This window comes from Robertmurraya mesotrionivorans (genome assembly GCF_050971805.1).
Classification (GTDB): domain Bacteria; phylum Bacillota; class Bacilli; order Bacillales; family Cytobacillaceae; genus Robertmurraya_A.
Window position 1 is genome coordinate 1 of the sequence record NZ_JBPCCH010000024.1, and the last position, 4,224, is coordinate 4,224.

The window sequence follows — 4,224 nt, forward strand, 5'->3', positions numbered from 1 at the left end:
ATGAGTCCGATTCAGTATCGAAATCATGCCCAGGAAGTTGCTTAATAATTCGTGTCTAACTTTTTGGGTTCAGATCACCAGCCAGTCCCTATTCTTTATTTTACTAATTGCTTTCCATAACCAAATGCTCCGTTCACTTCACAAGTACGTGCCGCTCGTAATGCAGCTAGTTGTAAAGACTGTTTGATTGTGTGGTGGTTCAAATAACTAGTTAGAAACCCAGCGATGAATGAATCACCAGCACCTAGCGTGTCAATTACCTCTGCTTCTTCTATTCCCTGTATATAACTTTGTGTCCGATCCGACATGATAACTCCCTTTGACCCTCTGGTAACAATCACATAATGCGTGCCATATCCATGAACTTTGTTAATTAACTCCTCGATTTGCTTGTCACCAAAGTCACTACCTGATATGAAGGCAAAAGTGATATGTGGACATACGATTTTTAGCAACTCATCTGTAAAATGATTGGAGAAATCATAGGAAATCGGTAAAAGTTGGTTGATAAGAGGAAGCTGGTCATCAAGACTGCTATAAATGCTGGTATGAAGAACATCAAAACCTTTGATATAATCATAATCTGATGGATCCAATTTCAATCGTAGCTTCGATTGAATACCACCTTTGTTTGATTTTACGAAAATCCTGTCACCAGTCTCATCAATATCCACATACGCTTTTCCACTTTCCCCATAAGCCCTTCGGATATGACTAATATTCACATGATTCTTTTCTAAAGAATCAATAATGTGATCACCCTCGGCATCACTTCCAACAATTCCAATAAATCCTGTTTCTTCTGCTCCGTATTGCTTCGCTAATACGGTAACATTTAACGCATTCCCACCTGGAAACATCTCATTTCGGTCCAAATAAACATCCACCACATTATCTCCAATTGCTAGTAGCTTCATTATTATTACATCCCTTTCTATTGGTGTGCTAGACGAGTTCTGATTTTACTACTAATCCCTCTTATCCTTTCAAACTTCCAGAAGCAAGACCACGAACAAAATACTTTTGTAAAAATAAAAACAGTGTAATAATCGGGATGGCAGAGATCATTAATCCGGCTAAAAGAACGCCCCAATTTGTTTGTAATGCATCACGGAATTGCATTAATCCTGCTGGGATGGTTTTTAAACTTTCTGAGTCAATAAAGATGAGCGCAAACATAAATTCATTCCATGTAAAGTAAGCAGTGATAATGACCCCTGTGAACAAAATTGGAAGGTTCAGCGGCAAAAAGATTTTTGTAAACACAGACCATGTTGAACATCCATCGAGAAAAGCAGATTCTTCTAACTCTTTTGGCACCTCTAGAAAAGCAGCTCTTATTAATAGAACAGTAATCGGAATACGGTACGCCACATAGGGAAGAATGAGCGCTAAGTAAGTGTCATGAATACCTAATGCCTGGATAAGCTTATACAAAGGGACTAAGCTCACCTGTGGAGATAGCATCATTCCACCCATACACAAGATTAATAGTAGCTTCTTACCTTTAAACTGAAAACGAGTTAAACCGTATGCTCCAAGAGCACTGAGGAAAACCGTTAATAAACAGGTGCTTAACGTAACAATGGTACTATTTAAAAAGTATTCAGATATTCCAGTATTCCACGCATGAACATAGTTTGAGACAAGCCATGTTGTCGGCAATGCCCAACTGTTAGAGAAAATTTCTTCTGTCGTTTTAAAGGAATTAATGACCATCCAAAACAAAGGATAGGCAATGATCATAAAATAGAAGATTAATATAGTATACAGCGGAATCGCTCCAGCAATCTTTTTCCTCTTATAAGAACGAACTCTGATAGATTGAATGGAATAGTCTGTTGATGTTACTTTATCTGCCTCCATCTATTAATCCTCCTTCCCTGTCTTAAATAGCTTCATTTGAATAATTGCTACAGCTAATGAAAGCAATAAAATGATGGTTGCTATTGCAGATGCATACCCCATCTCATCTCTAAAAAAGGCCGATTTATAGAGAAGCGTTCCAAGCACTTCACTAGCGTTTCCAGGTCCACCACTTGTCAAAATATAAGGCTCATTAAATACTGTAAATGCACCTGTTAATGTAATTAACGTTGCTACAAAAAGCATTTCCTTTACCTGGGGAACTGTAATATGAAGAAACTTATAGAATTTATTGGCGCCATCAATATCAGCTGCCTCATACAGCTCTTGAGGAATAGACTGAATGGCAACAATGAAAAGCATCATGATATATCCAATACTTTGCCACTGAGATACAGCGATTACGGCGAAAATAGCTGTTTCAGATTCCCCAAGCCATGCCCTTGTCCACTCTTCAAGACCAAGCAATCGGAGAAAACTGTTTAGTATCCCAATATCCGGGTTGTAAACAAAGCTGAACAATAAAGCAATAACCGTAATGGATATGATTACTGGAAGGAAAAAAGCGGTACGGAAAAAACCACTTAGCAATCTAGTCAAAGGATCCTCTAATATGGCAGCTAAAATTAACCCGCCGAATACTTGACATACAATTGAGATAACTGCGTACCAAATATTATTTTTTAAAGCTATATAAAAAACCTCATCCTGAAACAGAGCAAGGAAATTTTCGAATCCAACAAACACCTTATCTGGAGCAAAAGCAGAAAACTCATAAAAAGCAAATCGGAAATTCTCTACAATGGGATAATAAACGAATAATCCCATTAACAAAATACAAGGGGCAATATATAAATAGGGAGCCATTTTCCTAAGTGTCACTGTATTCACCTCTTTTTTTCTAGGTCCTTTCCGACCCTTTTCTTGTTTTGCTTTATGAAAGAAAGGTAGTTTCGGTCCCCTACACTACCTTTCTTTTAAATTATTATTTCAGCTCTTTCGCTGCTTTTTGAACATCTTTCATCACGTCTTCAGCTGATTTTTTTCCATCTAACATCTGTTGAACACCATTTAAGTACGCATCAACAATCTTGATATCTACAGCCGTATCAAACCATAAGTAAGTCTTTTCAGCATTCACGATTAGGTCGATCGCTTCTTGTTGAAGAGCTGAACCGTTTTCAGTAGTTGTTGTATCTTTAACAGCACTGTATTCACTTACCTCTTTTAACTGTTCAATTCCTTTTTCCTTAGAAGTTAAGAATTTAATAAACTCCATTGCTTCTTCAGGATGCTTTGTTTTAGAAGAAATCATAATTCCTTCTGGGGCAGCAGTAATTGAGCTAGGATTTCCTTCTCCACCTTTAACGAATGGAGTATTGAATACACCTAAATCTTCACCAAGACTTGGCTCTATCAGACCAATTTCAGCTAACTGAAAGTACCCAATTGCTGCTTTTCCTCCATTAAATAGCTCTCTTGCATATTGGTGGTCTACGGAGTTCACTCCTTGATTAAAATATGGCTCTAATTCAATGAATTTTTCCAAGGCAGTTACATAACCAGGATGAGTAAACTCTCCATCTGGGTTACTTAGGCTATAGTCCTTTGCAATAACATCTTCCGGAACGATGTACTCATTTAGTGATCCAATATAGTGAGAAATCGTCCATGGTGCCTTACTTCCGAAAGCAATTGGAGTAATTCCTGCATCCTTAATTTTTTTAGAGACAGTTAGGAGCTCCTCCCATGTGGTAGGGATTTCAAGGTTTAAATCGTTAAAAACCTTTTTATTATAGAAGAAGGCTTTTCCATCTGTGGACCAAGGAATTCCATAGATTTTCCCATCTAAAGTAAACGGACCAAATTGAGATTCAATGATTTGACCTGACCAGTCCTTATCTTCCTCAACATAGCTTGTTAAGTCTAGGGATTGTCCAGCTCTTGCAAAATTGTAAGCAAACTCACCACTCCAAGAAAAGTAAACATCAGGAGGATTATTTGAACCTAAAACAACGCGAATTTTCTCCTTGTACGAGTCATTCAAAACTGCTTCGGTTTTTATTTTTATATTCGGATGTAGCGCTTCAAACTCTTTTACTGCTTCTTCAAAGTATTGCTTTTTGGGTTCTGTAGGCCATCTGTGGAAAAAACGAAGTTCGACAGTATCACTGTCTTCTGAAGCTGTTTGACTAGATGAGGAACATGCTGCTAGCATTGAGAGAATTAATACGGCGATGATACTAAAGATTTTAAACTTTTTCATGAATCTGCCCCCTCAAAAATTTTTTCTATTAATCTAGCAATGAGAGGAAAAGCGAAGGTCTCCTCGCTTTTCCTGTTAGATTTTAGTATTCT

General features: G+C 37.5%; 4 protein-coding genes. All 4 read right to left on the reverse strand.

All coding sequences use genetic code 11. From position 1 onward, the window contains the following. Positions 1–95: 95 nt before the first annotated feature. Entirely contained in the window at positions 96–917 is an 822-nt protein-coding gene (locus tag ACRX5O_RS21940; RefSeq protein ID WP_433907899.1) for a PfkB family carbohydrate kinase, read from the reverse strand. 61 nt (positions 918–978) lie between these two features. Then, on the reverse strand, positions 979–1,866 hold the full coding sequence (locus tag ACRX5O_RS21945; RefSeq protein WP_433907900.1) for a carbohydrate ABC transporter permease: 888 nt from the start codon (positions 1,864–1,866) through the stop codon (positions 979–981). A 3-nt stretch (positions 1,867–1,869) separates the two neighbouring features. Then, the gene (locus ACRX5O_RS21950) at positions 1,870–2,733 is read right to left on the reverse strand and encodes a carbohydrate ABC transporter permease (RefSeq protein WP_119710491.1); all 864 of its coding nucleotides are present in this window, start codon (positions 2,731–2,733) and stop codon (positions 1,870–1,872) included. Positions 2,734–2,851: 118 nt separating this feature from the next. Then, complete coding sequence (locus tag ACRX5O_RS21955) at positions 2,852–4,132, reverse strand: ABC transporter substrate-binding protein (protein WP_433907901.1); 1,281 nt, start codon at positions 4,130–4,132, stop codon at positions 2,852–2,854. Between the last annotated feature and the right edge of the window lie 92 nt (positions 4,133–4,224).